9 protein-coding genes are annotated in these 14,969 nt (G+C 49.0%); all 9 read left to right on the top strand.

The features are described 5' to 3' along the window. The first annotated feature begins 34 nt into the window (after positions 1-34). Positions 35-1,054, top strand: a complete 1,020-nt coding sequence (locus tag HMPREF9447_RS13070) for a uroporphyrinogen decarboxylase family protein (protein WP_009130219.1) — start codon at positions 35-37, stop codon at positions 1,052-1,054. Positions 1,055-1,058: 4 nt separating this feature from the next. Then, positions 1,059-1,697, top strand: coding sequence for a corrinoid protein (locus HMPREF9447_RS13065; protein ID WP_009130218.1), 639 nt, complete (start codon positions 1,059-1,061; stop codon positions 1,695-1,697). After that, positions 1,691-2,392, top strand: coding sequence for a vitamin B12 dependent-methionine synthase activation domain-containing protein (locus HMPREF9447_RS13060; RefSeq protein ID WP_009130217.1), 702 nt, complete (start codon positions 1,691-1,693; stop codon positions 2,390-2,392). Before HMPREF9447_RS13065 ends, HMPREF9447_RS13060 begins: the two co-directional genes overlap by 7 nt. Then, a complete protein-coding gene (locus HMPREF9447_RS13055) occupies positions 2,389-3,393 on the top strand; it encodes a uroporphyrinogen decarboxylase family protein (RefSeq protein WP_009130216.1) in 1,005 nt (334 codons plus the stop codon). Before HMPREF9447_RS13060 ends, HMPREF9447_RS13055 begins: the two co-directional genes overlap by 4 nt. Positions 3,394-3,437: 44 nt before the next feature. Then, positions 3,438-5,774, top strand: a complete 2,337-nt coding sequence (locus HMPREF9447_RS13050; protein ID WP_009130215.1) for a glycoside hydrolase family 127 protein — start codon at positions 3,438-3,440, stop codon at positions 5,772-5,774. 189 nt (positions 5,775-5,963) lie between these two features. After that, on the top strand, positions 5,964-7,226 hold the full coding sequence (gene gluP / locus HMPREF9447_RS13045) for a glucose/galactose MFS transporter (RefSeq protein WP_009130214.1): 1,263 nt from the start codon (positions 5,964-5,966) through the stop codon (positions 7,224-7,226). 36 nt (positions 7,227-7,262) lie between these two features. Next, positions 7,263-9,152: a glycoside hydrolase family 127 protein gene (locus tag HMPREF9447_RS13040; protein ID WP_009130213.1), complete on the top strand. Its 1,890-nt coding sequence runs from the start codon at positions 7,263-7,265 to the stop codon at positions 9,150-9,152. A gap of 35 nt (positions 9,153-9,187) precedes the next feature. After that, positions 9,188-12,094, top strand: a complete 2,907-nt coding sequence (locus tag HMPREF9447_RS13035; protein WP_044138180.1) for a glycosyl hydrolase 115 family protein — start codon at positions 9,188-9,190, stop codon at positions 12,092-12,094. Between the two features lie 5 nt (positions 12,095-12,099). Continuing rightward, complete coding sequence (locus HMPREF9447_RS13030) at positions 12,100-14,967, top strand: glycoside hydrolase family 2 (RefSeq protein ID WP_009130211.1); 2,868 nt, start codon at positions 12,100-12,102, stop codon at positions 14,965-14,967. Positions 14,968-14,969: the final 2 nt, after the last annotated feature.

Below are 14,969 nucleotides of genomic sequence, written 5' to 3'. Positions count from 1 at the left end.
AGTTAGATTTGTTAATCACTAAATTTTATGTAATATGCAAAACAGTAAAACAAAACGGGAAGTCATAAAAATGGTACTGGACGGTCAAAAACCTCCTTATGTGCCCTGGTCTTTTAAATTCACGCAAGAGCCCAAAGAACAATTGCAAAAATATTATGGTGTAGAAGACCTGGATGTGGTGTTGGGCAACCACGTTCTTCAATTAGGCAGCGACATCGGTTTCTTTGAACATCTCGGCGGTGATCTCTATCAAGATGTATTCAAGGTAGTGTGGGACAGAAGCATCGACAAGGACATCGGCGATGTAAAGAGTATTGTGTTGCCCGAACCTACTTTAGAAGGATACACCTTCCCTAATCCGCTGGACCCTCGCTTCTTTGCGAACATAGAGTCTGAAATAGCCGCCAAGCCGGACATGTTCCGCTGCTTCCAGATTGGTTTCTCCCTCTACGAACGCGCATGGACCATGCGTGGTATGGAGAATCTGTTGATGGACTTCATCATCAACCCCGAATTCGTACACCAGCTATTAGATGCCATCTGCGACTACAACCTGGCCCAAGTGGACAAAGCACTGGAATATGACATCGATGCCGTATACTTCGGCGACGACTGGGGACAGCAAAAAGGCCTCATCATGGGATACGACATCTGGAAAGAATTCATATATCCCCGCCTCAAACGTATGTATGGCCACGTGCGTGCCGCCGGAAAATATGTAATGATACATAGCTGCGGTGACGTGGACGAACTCTTCGACGACCTGGTAGACATAGGCCTGAACTCCTTCAACCCCTTCCAGCCGGAAGTAATGGATGTATATGACATCCTGCCCCGCTATCGCGGCCGCCTGGCATTCCATGGAGGTCTGTCCATGCAGAAGATACTTCCCTTCGGAACACGCGAAGAAGTGGTTGCCGAATCGGAACGCCTGCTCGAACTGGGCAAAGAGGGCGGATATATCTTCTCTCCCTCCCACTCGGTAGAGGGCGACACTCCGTTTGAGAATATATTAGCATTTATAGAAGTTGCACAGAAACAATTAAAACAATAATACCATGAACGATTTAACGAATTTGAAAGAGGCCATTGTTGCCGGAAAACTGGAAGATGCCAAAGCCATTGTCAACGAAGCTATCGAGGCAGGAATGGATGCCCAGGATATCATCAACAACTACCTGATAAAAGGAATGGAAGAAATAGGACAACGCTTTGAAGAAGGAAAAGCGTTCGTACCCAACCTGTTGCTGGCCGCACGTGCCATGAAAGGATGTCTTGAAATCCTGAAACCGAGATTGAAGGATGCATCAGGAGCTTCATTAGGCACACTGGTTATCGGAACCGTGAAAGGCGACCTGCACGACATCGGCAAGAACCTGGTGGCTTCCATGCTGGAAGGATGTGGTTTCGAAGTTATTAACCTGGGGGTAGATATCTCCGGTCAGCAGTTTGTAGAAGCGGTCAGAAAGTACAATCCGCAAATTGTATGCCTGTCGGCTCTGCTCACCACAACGATGAGCTACATGAAAGAGGTAATCGATACACTGGATAGCGAAGGCTTGCGCCAAAACGTGAAAGTATTGGTAGGCGGAGCCCCCGTAAGCGAGGAGTTCGCCATGCAAATCGGAGCCGACGGATATAGCTCCAATGCCAATGGCGCAGTGGCATTAGCAAAAAGGGTATTAGGAAGATGTTAAAACAACGGCAAGTAGGGCTACAGGTTTTGAATATCTCCCAAGAGGAAATATATCAGGCTATGGGATACAGGGGAGCTATTCCCGACAGCTATACATGTGAACTTATAGCTGAGACATATTCGGAGATAGCACCTCTGTGCCTCCCCCGCTATATGTTTCGGATATTGGAAGCCCGGCAGGTATCCCGGCAGAAAATAGAAGTCGGAGATACCGGGTTCGCCGCAGGAGAGGGTACCGGGTTCACCACAGGGGGCATTATAGGCTCTTACCTGCAAGGAATGACGCAGGTGTGCCTGTTTGTTGCAACTGCCGGAAAAGAATATGATGCTTACCTACACACTCTTAAAACGCAGGATAACATCGTCAAGGAGTATATAGCCGATTCCATCGGAAGCGTCATTGCCGAAGCCTGTGGCACCTTACTTGCCAAAGAACTGGAAACCGAAAGCGAACTTTTCCATACGCTCCCCTACAGTCCAGGCTATTGCGGGTGGAACATCTGCGAACAACAGAAGCTCTTTTCATTCTTCCCGCCGGAACCTTGCGGAATTGTCCTGTCGGACTCATTCCTCATGTCACCGGTCAAGTCCATCAGTGGATTCATAGGATTAGGCAAAGAGCTGCGCCCCCAGCCCTACCGTTGTGAAATATGCAACAATAAACAATGTTACAAAAGAAAGGAAAAAAGAATATGAGAAACATGAAAGAATGGTGCCGCGAGGTGATGGCCAGCCCCGAAAGAATAGCCATCCCCATTATGACGCACCCCGGTATCGAGTTGTGCGGCAAGACCGTAAAACAGGCCGTCACCAACGGAGAAATACATGCTGAGGCCATCCGGAAACTGAATGAAGCGTATCCGGCAGCAGCCTCCACGGTAATCATGGACCTGACGGTGGAAGCCGAATGTTTTGGTGCGGAAATTGTATTTACCGAAAATGAAGTTCCTAACGTAGTGGGCAGACTGGTGCAGGACCATGCTTCCATCTCCGCCCTGCAAGTGCCTTCCATCCACAGCGGACGCATGCCCGAATATCTGAAAGCCAACAAGCTAGCGGCAGAGTTCATCACGGACAAGCCCGTATTCGGCGGCTGTATCGGCCCCTTCTCCCTCGCCGGACGCCTGTACGACATGTCGGAAATGATGATGGCCCTTTATATGGAACCTGACACTATACGCCTTTTATTAGAGAAATGTACTGAGTTCATCATCTCCTACCTGCGTGCAATGAAGGAAACCGGAGTGAACGGAGTCATCATAGCCGAACCGGCAGCCGGACTGGTATCCAACGAAGACTGTTCCTCCTTCTCTTCCACCTACATCACCCGCATTGTGGAAGAACTGCAAGACGACCACTTCATGATCGTACTGCACAATTGCGGCAACACCGGCCATTGCACCGCCGCCATGATTGAAACCAAGGCAGCCGGACTGCACTTCGGCAACAAGATAGACATGGTAGGTGTCTTGCAGGAATGTCCCGAAGACATCCTGGTGATGGGAAATATAGACCCCGTAGGCATATTCAAGATGGCAAGCCCGGAGAAAATCAAACAAGAAACCCTGAGTTTGCTGCAGAAAACCAGCCAATGGAAGAACTTCATTCTGTCATCAGGATGCGACGTCCCGCCCGAAGTGCCGATGGAGAACATAACCGCTTTCTATGAAGCCCTGAACGAATATAATCACCAATAATAATCCTCACCCACCCGCCATAGCGGGAAAATCTTATACCTGAAATGAAAAATATACCGCTGTTACTTCTTCTGTCACTCACCATTCTTTCCTCAGCCTGCCAGTCGCAGTCCGGAAAGGTAGTGGTGGCCAATAAAGTCTCTATGGAAGCCGAAGCGTTTCCCCTCTCCTACCTCAGATTGCTGCCGGGAAGCCCCTTCAAACATGCAATGGACAAGAACGGGGAGTGGCTGCTGGACCTGAGTCCCGACCGTCTGCTGCACCGTTTCCGCCTCAATGCAGGCCTGACACCTAAAGGCGAAATCTATGGCGGTTGGGAAAGCCGGGGAGTATCCGGCCATACACTGGGACATTACCTCTCGGCCTGTGCCATGATGTACGCCGCCAGTGGCGACAAGCGCTTCAAGGAACGGGTGGACTACATCGTAAAAGAATTGGCAGAGTGTCAGGATGCCCGCAAAACAGGATACGTGGGAGGCATACCCGACGAAGACAAAATATGGGCAGAAGTATCTTCCGGCGATATACGCTCGCAAGGATTCGATTTGAACGGCGGCTGGGTGCCCTGGTACACCTTGCACAAGCTATGGGCAGGCTTAATCGATGCCTATCGGTATGCCGGCAGCGAACAAGCCAAAGAGGTGGGCACTAAGTTGAGCGACTGGGCTGTCCGCAGTTTCGGCGACCTGTCCGAAGAAGACTTTCAGAAAATGTTGGCTTGCGAATTCGGCGGAATGAACGAATCCTTTGCCGATATGTATGCCATCACAGGCAATGAAAGCTATCTGAAATTAGCACGCCAGTTCTATCACAAAGCCATCCTCGACCCACTGAAAGAGCAACGGGACGAACTGGAAGGAAAACACTCCAACACCCAGGTGCCCAAAATCATAGGCGAAGCACGCCTGTATGAGCTGACGGGAGACAAGGATATGCACACCATTGCTACTTTCTACTGGGACCGGATTGTAAACCACCACACATATGTGAATGGAGGTAACAGTAATTATGAGCATTTGGGAAAACCGGATTGCCTGAACGACCGTCTGAGCCCCTTTACTTCCGAAACCTGCAATACTTACAATATGCTGAAACTCACTAAACACCTGTTTAGCTGGGACCCGCAGGCAGCCTATATGGATTACTACGAACAGGCATTGTACAATCACATACTTGCTTCACAGAATCCGGACGACGGCATGGTTTGCTACAGTGTTCCTTTGGAGTCCGGCACGAAGAAAGAGTTCAGCACCCGTTTTGATTCTTTCTGGTGTTGTGTAGCCAGTGGCATTGAGAACCACGTGAAATATGCCGAAAGTGTATTTTTCCAATCCGTCAAAGACGGTGGCTTATTTGTCAACTTATTCATCCCGACCTCACTGAACTGGAAAGAGAAAGGTATGGAAGTGAAACTGGAAACACAGCTCCCGGCAGACAACAAGGTGCAGATTTCTTTCAAGGGAAAATCTAAAGAATTCCCATTGCACATACGCTATCCGCGATGGGCAACCCAAGGAATAAAAGTAACGCTGAACGGAAAAGAAGAAAAAGTAACGGGAACTCCCGGTTCCTACTTCACCCTACAAGGCGAATGGGACACAGATACCCAATTAGTGATTGAAATCCCAATGGAGCTTTACACCGTATCCATGCCCGACAATGCCGACAGGATGGGTATTTTCTACGGTCCGGTACTGTTGGCTGCACCGCTGGGAACAGGAGAGTTACAGGCATATGATATTCCCTGCTTTATCTCCGACACAGAATCTATCGTTCAATCCATCGCTCCCGTCCCGGACAAGCCCCTGACTTTCACAGCCAACACTACCGCAAATGCCCAATTGCTATTGGTGCCTTTCTATACCATCCACGGTCAGAAGCATGCGGTTTACTTCGACCGGTTCCCGGTACAGGAATGGGCGAAGAAAGAAAAAGAATATCAAGCCCTGATTAAAAAGCAGAAAGCACTGGAAGCCCGGACAACAGACCATCTCCGCATTGGAGAAATGCAACCCGAAAGAGACCATGAACTGCAATCGGAGAATTCAAGAACAGGTGATGTGGGTGGAAACAAATACCGCGATGCCTTCAACGGCTGGTTCTCTTTCACCGCCAAGGTAGACCCGGCGCAAGAAATGCATATGCTCTGTGGCTATTGGGGAGAGGACAAAGATAAACGCAGCTTCGACATCCTGATAGACGGCAAGAAGTTCAAAACAGTCCACCTGAACGGTACACACGGTCCAAAGGTATTTGAGGAGGAATATACAATTCCCCTGTCCTTCACCCAAGGGAAAGAGAAGGTGAACGTACGCTTCCAGTCGCATACCGACTGTTATGCAGGAGGTTTATTCGGATTCAGGATGCTGAAAAAGAAGTAAAAGAGAACAATCCGGGCCTTCCCGTATCGCCCTTATACCCTCTTCGTACCTTCCTCGTACCTCCTTTGCTTATCCCGTCCCTCTATAGAAGCGAAGAAGATACGAAGGAGGTAAGGCAGAAGAGATAAATAGAACAAAAGAGTAATCACCTTGCTTGCCGCAGTGCAACAGGGACTAATACTAAATACCATGAACAAAAATATAGAAAAGAACAGTTTCTTTTTTCCGATGGTGGTCATGTCTATCCTATTTTTTATGGTAGGCTTCATCACCACAATGAACAACTCACTGATTGACTTCCTCGCGTCCAGCAAATGGATGCTTTCTTTCTCGGAAAAGCAATTGGTGAACACCGCTTTCTTTGGGGCTTACTTATTCTCCATACCCCTGTCGTATCTCCTGAATAAATTAGGTTATAAAACTTCGGCCGTATTATCTCTTTTCGTGGTGAGTATCGGGTTTGTCCTGACTTATCCGGCGGTAGGCATGGGATATACTGCATTCCTGATGTCCATGTTTCTCATTGCGCTGGGGATAGCATTGTTGCAAATCGTACTGAATCCTTATGTACTGGCGTTAGGCTCACCCAATGAAGCTGCCAGCCGCCTCAATCTGGTAGGGTTCTTTAATTCGGCAGCCACGGTTGCCGCACCTATATTCGTCACCATGCTCATTTCTGCCGAGACTATCAGTGAGTCGGCCCCGATAGAGGTCCGCCCGGATGCTACAAACGTACGGATACCTTTCCTTATGATTGCCGGGATAGCCTTTGTGCTCTGCCTGTTGCTCTATTTCCTCCGTCTGCCGGAAGTGAAGGAACAGGTGGCAGATAAAGTGCAAGGTAGTAGCAGCCCCTACAAATATCCACACCTCATTTTCGGTGCCATTGCCATATTCGTTTATATGGGAGTGGAAATTGGCATTCCGAGTTTCTTGCCCGACCGCATGAGAGCACTGGGCATAGATTCTATCAATCTTTTCGGCTATGAACTGAGAGGTACCGGCATCCTGTCCATCTACTGGGGCGGACTGATGGTGGGACGCTTATTCGGCTCCATTATATTGCGGAAAGTAAAGGTTCGCACGGCAATGGTGTTCTGTGCGGGCATGGCTATGCTTTTCCTCATCATTTCTTTATTGATAAACAGCGAGGTATCCATTATCCTGATGTTGCTCTGCGGTTTCTTCAACTCCATCATGTGGGGAAGTATCTTCAACCTGGCCTCCGAAGACTTGGGAGAGCATACGAAACGGGCCTCCGGCATCATATGCACCTTTGCCATAGGCGGAGCTATCCTGCCTCCGCTAATGGGGGCACTGCAACAGAGTTTCGGAGCGGATGCACTGACCATCGGTACATCGGCAGCATTGAGTTGCCTGGTTCTCTATTACCTGTACCTCATCCTTTTTACGGTAAAGCTCTCCAATATACGCCCGCATCATAAGAAATGAACCTGATTGATAACCTGATAATAAAAACTACAGATTATGAAAATAAAACTATTAACCTTGACTGCCAGTGCTGCATTAGCAATAGCTCCTGTTGCCATGCGTGCACAATATCCCGGGCAGATAGAAGATATGACCAAAGTTAAAGTCAGCGTCCCCCTGAAGGCTTTATCTTTTGATTATTCGGATGTCCGGCTATTGGACGGTCCCTTCAAGCGTGCCATGGAGGTTGACCAGCGCTGGCTGAAAGAAGCGGACGTGAACCGCTTCCTACACGCTTTCCGCGTAACTGCCGGACTGGCTACGGGAGCACAGAACCTGGGTGGCTGGGAATCTCTGGATTGCGAACTCCGCGGACACACCACCGGACATCTTCTCAGTGCCCTCAGCCTCATGTATGCCTCCACCGGAGACGAACAGTACCGCACCAAAGGCGCAGAGTTAGTGAAAGGATTGGCAGAGTGTCAACAGACATTGGGGAAAAACGGCTATCTGAGTGCCTTCCCTGAATATTTCATAGACCGTGCCATCAAGGAAGAGATAGTCTGGGCACCTTTCTACACCTTGCATAAAGTATATGCCGGACTACTCGACCAATACACCCTCTGCGGCAACCAGCAGGCACTCGACGTACTTACAGGCATGTGCGACTGGGCCTACAACAAACTGAAACCCCTGACCCCTACACAACTCCAAGGCATGCTGAACAGTGAATTCGGCGGAATGCCCGAAACGTTCTATAACCTATACGCCCTCACAGGCAACGCCCGACATAAAGAACTGGCCGAAATGTTCTATCACAACAGCATTCTCGACCCTCTGGCCGCCCGTAGGGATAGCCTGGCAGGTATCCATGTCAATACTCAAATCCCGAAAGTCCTCGGTGAAGCACGTGGCTACGAGATGACCGGCAACCCGCAGAGTGCAACGATTGCCAACTTCTTCTGGGAAGCCGTAGTCGGAGATCATACTTACGTAACGGGTGGAAACAGTGATAAAGAAATATTCAGCAAGCCCGGCATCTTGTCCGACCAGCTTAGTGAGAATACAACAGAGACTTGCAACACCTATAACATGCTGAAACTGACACGCCACCTGTTCACCTGGGATGCATCGCCCGCCCGTGCAGATTATTACGAGCGTGCCCTCTACAACCACATTCTCTCTTCACAGAATCCGGAGACAGGTGGCGTCACGTATTACCATACACTTCATCCCGGCAGTTGCAAGAAGTTCCACTACCCCTTCCGCGACAACACCTGTTGCGTAGGCACAGGATACGAGAACCATGCAAAGTATGGTGAAGCCATCTATTACAAGACAGCCGACCAGTCAGGTCTCTACGTCAACCTCTTCATCGCTTCCGTGCTGAACTGGAAGGAGAAAGACCTCACTGTGCGTCAGGAAACCAACTATCCGGATGAAGCTTCCACCCGGATTACCATCGCCGCAGCCCCAGAGGCAGGAATACAGATGCCGTTTATGCTCCGCTACCCCTCATGGGCGGTCGATGGAGTAACGATCAAGGTGAACGGTAAAAAACAGCATGTAAAGAAAGCACCCGGCAGCTACATCCATATAGACCGCACCTGGCGGCAGGGAGACGTCATCACAATGGAAATGCCGATGTCCCTCCACATAGAATACATGCCGGATACTAAAGAAAAAGGCGCCATCCTGTACGGCCCGATTGTATTGGCAGCCGAACTGGGTAAGACGGAAGACCCTGCACAAAATCCTGCTGTCCCCACATTGGCAGGAGATTTCAGGAAAATAGAGCAGTGCATCAAGCCCGTAGACGGAAAGCCACTGACTTTCCGCACGACAGGGATAGGACAGCCGGAAGATGTTATCCTCAGCCCTCTCTTCCGCAATTATAACCAGCATTATACAGTCTATTTCGACTTCACCGGCAAAAAGAAAGAATAAATACACTAAAAAGAATGATATACAAACGTAGCATTATGAGAAAACTATTCCTCCTCCTTTTACTTGCGTGTGCCACCCATACATTTGCGCAGATAAAAGTAAACGACCGGCAGAAATCGGCTACAGACTTCCCATTGCATGCCAATGGTAAAACCTGTAACATACAGATAGATGCTGCCGATTATGAGGTGGTGAACAAAGTATCCCACTTATTCGCCGAAGACCTTGAACGGGTAACGGGAACCAAAGGAATTGTATCCGATTCCAAATCTATCAAAGAAAAAGAGACGGTCATCATCGGAACATTGGGACGCAACAAGTTCATCGACGATTTAGTAAAGAAGAATAAACTGGACGTTTCTTCCATCCGGAACGGCTGGGAGCAATACGTCATCAAAGTAGTGGACCGCCCCTTCAAAGGTGTGGACAGAGCTTTGGTTGTTGCCGGTTGCGACCGTCGCGGAACAGCTTACGGTACATTTGCCCTGTCGGAAGCAATGGGAGTATCCCCCTTATACTGGTGGTCCGACGTACCGGTCAGGAAACAAAAGGCTATCTATCTGGAGACAACCGAATATGTTTCTAAAGCTCCCTCCATCAAGTATCGCGGCATATTCATCAACGACGAAGGCTGGGGTATCACTCCCTGGGCTGCCAAAACCTTTGACCCGGAGCTGGGTGACATTGGTCCCAAGACCTATGCCAAGGTCTGCGAGTTAATTCTTCGCATGAAAGGCAATATGCTGGCTCCCGCCATGCATCCGGGTTCCGGTGCCTTCAACAAGTATCCGCAGAACAAGGAAGTGGCCGATAGCTACGGCATTGTCATGACTTCCTCTCATTGTGAGCCTCTGCTATTTAACAACGTAACGGAGTGGTTCAAAGACCCGATGGGCGACTGGAACTACATCACCAATAAAGACGGCATCAACAAGGTGCTGGATAAACGCATCTCTGAGAACGGACCCTACGAAAACTTCTATACCCTTGCCATGCGCGGCATCCATGACAGTGGTCTGGTAGGCGTAACCAAGGACAATGAAGTCAGCCTGATGGAAGAAGTGCTGAATGACCAACGGAATATATTGGCCAAGCACATCAACCAGGACATTGATTCCATTCCCCAGCAATTTGTCCCTTATAAGGAGGTGATGGACATCTATGAAAAAGGATTGAAAGTGCCCGATTACGTGACTCTGGTATGGCCGGACGATAATTATGGCTACCTGAAAAGACTGAGCAATAAAGATGAACAGAAACGCAAAGGTGGCTCAGGCGTCTACTACCATATCTCCTATTGTGGCGAGCCTCACGATTACCTGTGGATCAACACCACCCCTCCCGCACTGATTTATGAGGAAATGCGCAAAGCCTACGACACGGGCGCTACTCGCTACTGGCTACTGAACGTGGGCGACATCAAACCCGGCGAACTCGGCATGAAATTCTTCCTCGATATGGCATGGGATGTAGAGAGCTTCAACTTTGAAAAAACGTATACTTACGAAGCGGAATTCCTTGCCACCCTCTTTGGCTCCAAGCATAAAGAGGACCTGACCGACATCTTCGACAGCTATTACCTCCTGGCATTCCAGCACAAGCCGGAGTCAATGGGATGGGGCTACGAGTGGAACAACCACCAGGAACGCGAACGAATTATCGATACTGATTTCTCTTTCATCAACTACAACGAAGCGGAGAACCGCATGAAGGAGTATGACCGCATTGCCGACAAAAGCGAAAAGATATGGAAATCGCTTCCCAAAGAATATCAGGCGGCTTACTATGAACTGGTTCATTATCCAGTGAAAGGTGCCGCCCTGATGAATAAGAAAATGTTAGTAGCCCAACAAAATCGTTGGTACGCCCGCCAGGGACGTGCAGCTACGAACATACTTGCCGACCAGGTAAAATCCTATCAAGACAGTCTGGCATACTATACAGATCATTTTAATTCCTTGCTGAACGGCAAATGGAACCACATGATGTCAATCACTCCGGGATGGACGGCAACTTATCAAAATATGCCCCCGGTAGAGAACATAATAGTCCCCACAGAGGCCGATATGCAAATCTTCATTCCGGGACAGGACTGTACTTACGGCATGGGAGCCATGCACGTGCTTCCCTGTGTGAATCCTTACACAAAGAACAGCTCGTTCATCGAACTGTACAACAGAGGCAGCAAGCCTTTCAATTGGAAAGCAACTACCAAGGAGAACTGGATTAAACTCAGCCGCAGCACAGGCAAAGTGACTGCGCAAGACAGAATCACAGTCTCCATCGACTGGACTAAAGTGCCCCAGGGCGATGATATCACCGGAGAAATTGAACTGACATCCGGCAACCGGACGAAGAAAGTGTTCGTGCCTGTTTTTAACCCCGCCAGCCCTACAGTGGAAGAACTGAAAGGGCTCTATGTGGAAGACAACGGATGCGTTTCCATCAATGCGGGCAAGTTCCACCGGAAAGTGGAGAACAACAGCATACAGATTAAAGCCATCAAGGGATTGGGATACGAGAACGACTGCGTGCAGTTGGGAGAAGCCACCCAGTCCGTACCCAATATGTGGTTCACCAACAAGAGTCCCAAGGCTGAGTATGATTTCTACACCTTCAATGGCGGCAATGCAACCGTGCATATTTATGCCTTGCCCCTGTTTCCCATCGACTCCAAGCACGATACGCGCTACGGTGTCATGATTGACAATGGCATGGTGCAGTGGATGACTACTTCATCCAGAGAGTACTCCAGCCAATGGAGACTGAATGTATTCCGCAACAGCGCCATCAGCACGATCAATGTGAATGTGGACAAGCCCGGCAAACATACCCTGAAGCTTATCTGCGCCGATCCGGGCATGATTATCCAGAAGGTAGTCATTGACTTCGGCGGAATGAAGCGCTCTTACTTAGGTCCTAACGTAACATATATAAAATAAGAATTATGGAAATAAAGAAAATCTTGATTGCAGCCTTATTGGCTGCCGGCATGGCATTCCAGGTGAATGCCGCAGATGTTCCACGGAAGGAATATCCCCGCCCACAGTTTGAGCGGGCAACATGGATGAACCTGAACGGCGAATGGGATTACACATTCGACTTTGCCAATTCGGGTATGGAACAGGGCTACCCCAAGGCTACGTCTTTCGACGGAAAGATAACAGTGCCTTTCTGCCCTGAGAGCAGTCTGTCCGGTGTAGAACACAAGGACTTCATCAATCACATCTGGTACCATAGAGAAATCAGTGTTCCGCAGGATTGGAGCGGAAAGAATGTATTGCTGAACTTCGGAGCCGTTTATTTCAATTCGGAAATCTACATCGACGGAACCCTGGCAGGCCGTCATTTTGGTGGCAGTTCCTCGTTCAGCATCGACATCACGAAGTTGGTGACTCCCGGAAAGAAACACCATCTGGTGGTGCGTGCATCCAGCGACCTGCGCTCGGCTATGCAGAGTGCCGGAAAACAAAGTTTGCAATTCGGCTCCTATGGTTGTAACTACACCCGCACCACAGGTATCTGGCAGACGGTATGGATGGAAGCGGTCAATCCTTCCGGCTTGAAGTCCGTACAGGCTATTGCCGACGTGGATCAGGAGCAATTAATAGTATGGCCTGCCTTCTACAGTGACAGCAACAACAAACTGAAAATAATACTGAAAGACGGTAGCAAGGTAGTTGCTTCCACCACCGTGAAAGGCACGAACAGCTCCGTAGCTGTGCTTCCGGTGAAGAAAGCCAAACTCTGGTCGCCAGAGTCTCCTTTCTTATACGACATCACTTATCAGGTCATCGATCCGGCAGGAAAAGTGATTGATGAGGTTTCTTCTTACATCGGTATGCGCAAAGTGCATATCGAAGGAAATAAGATTTATCTGAATAACAAACCCTACTATCAACGCTTGGTACTGGATCAGGGCTTCTATCCCGATGGCATCTGGACAGCTCCTACCGACGAAGCACTAAAACGTGACATCGAGCTATCGATGGCTGCCGGCTTCAACGGTGCACGTCTGCATCAGAAAGCATTCGAAGAACGTTTCTACTATTGGGCGGACAAACTGGGATACATCACCTGGGGCGAAGCTCCAAGCTGGGGTATGGATGCCAACAGCATAGAAGTAGCTCGCAACTTCCTGATGGAATGGTCGGAACTGGTGCTTCGTGACCGCAATCACCCTTCTTTATTGATCTGGACACCGATGAACGAAGAATGGTGGCCGGATAGAGTGCAATATCCCCGCTTTACGACGGATTTATACAATCTGACCAAATCACTCGACCCCACCCGTCCTGTAAACGACGCCAGCGGTGGTTGCCACATCAAAACGGACATATGGACTGTACACAACTATGAACAGGATCCTGCCAAGCTGAAAGACATCATCTACAAGGACGGCAAGTTCTTCCAGGCTCCCAACTATGCCATAGGAGTTCCATCCGCCAATATCGGTTTCAACGGCTTGCGCCAGAATGAGATGTACGACTTCCCGGTATATGATGGCAAAATGCCTTATCTGATAGATGAAGTAGGTGGCATCAAATGGGTGAAAGATCAGGATAAGACCAACTCCAGCACACAGTCATGGGGATACGGCACACCGCCAAAGACAGAAAAAGAATTCCTGGAACGTCTGGAAGGTCAGATGAATGGTATTCTTGAACTGAAAGACCAGGTATGGGGATATTGCTACACCCAGTTGACTGATGTTGAACAGGAACAGAACGGTATCTACTACTATGACCGCACTCCTAAATTTGACACGAAACTGATTCATGACATCTTCAGCAAGAATCCTGAAGATGTGGCAGATACATACACCAATCCGTTGCTCAATTATGGTCCCGATCCCTGGGCACTGTGGCACGATGGTTGCTATTATTACATGCACACCATGGTCGACAGTCTCGTCCTCTGGAAAACGAAGGACGTGACCAACATCCGCAATGCGGAGAAGAAGACCATCTGGATTCCTACCGACCCATCGAACAAACATAATCTTTGGGCACCCGAAATCCATAACATCGACGGAAAATGGTACATCTATTATGCAGCAGATGACGGCAACTCGGACAACCATCAGATGTACGTACTGGAGAATGTAAACAAAGATCCGTTTGAAGGCGAATTTGTAATGAAAGGTCGCATCAGCACCGACAAAGATAACAACTGGGCCATCGACGGTTCGGTATTCGAGAACAAGGGAAAACTGTATATGGTATGGTCCGGTTGGCAGACACGCCGCGTAGATACAGAGACTCAATGTATCTACATTGCCGAGATGAAAAATCCATGGACTCTTGGTTCCGAAAGAGTACTGATTTCCAAGCCGGAACTGGACTGGGAAAGACACTATAAGAATGATAATGGCTGGAATCCCCCGCACAAAGTATTTGTAAACGAAGGGCCTCAACCTCTGAAAAGTCCTAAAGGAAAGTACATCCACGTCGTTTATTCGGCAAGCGGTGTATGGACTCCGTACTATGCTTTGGGTATGTTGACAGCAGACACCAATGCAGATTTGCTGGACCCGGCATCCTGGAAGAAATCGCCTCAGCCCCTATTCCGCCAGTCACCCGAGAATGGCGTGTACGGAACAGGACACAACAGCTTCTTCAAATCTCCCGATGGTAAAGAGCATTACATCCTTTATCATGCACGTGACACCCAGACTGACCCTCCGGGTATGGGCGATACAAGATCTCCACGCACCCAGAAGATAGAATGGAAAGCGGACGATTATCCTGTATTTGGTACTCCTTACCCTAAAAGTACGCGGTTGAAAAAGCCATCGGGTACACAGGTTAAATAATA

Origin of the sequence: Bacteroides oleiciplenus YIT 12058 (assembly GCF_000315485.1) — a bacterium.
GTDB classification, from domain to species: Bacteria; Bacteroidota; Bacteroidia; order Bacteroidales; family Bacteroidaceae; genus Bacteroides; species Bacteroides oleiciplenus.
This window is presented reverse-complemented; position numbering and strand designations above follow the sequence as displayed.